This window comes from Dellaglioa sp. CoH-55-MRSF-9, from assembly GCF_056782155.1.
The window spans coordinates 1-240 of the sequence record NZ_JBXAYG010000166.1 but is presented as its reverse complement, the minus strand read 5'-3'; the positions used below and the strand labels follow the sequence as shown (position 1 = coordinate 240).

The 240-nt window shown below is 70.8% G+C and carries 1 protein-coding gene; it reads right to left on the bottom strand.

Annotated features, from left to right (window positions below):
* Positions 1-240: hypothetical protein (locus tag AC1RPV_RS08205; RefSeq protein WP_481764271.1), on the bottom strand; the 240-nt coding region annotated here is incomplete at both ends.

The window sequence follows — 240 nt, the reverse complement described above, 5'->3', positions numbered from 1 at the left end:
GCGGCCAGCTGGAGGCCGGCGTTCAGCGTGCGCGAGATCCGGACCGCCGTCTCCTCCGGCACCAGGCTCGCCAGGTCGAAGTACTCGGATCCGTCCGGAACGCGGTAGTCGACGTGGAGGATGTCGATGCAGACCAGGACGCTCTCGGGCAGGTACGCGCCCGTGACGGGGTCGCGGCCCAGAAAGTAGTAGGGCATCCCGACCACGGGGTCCCCGTTGGCGTGGCGCAGCGCCGGGAGC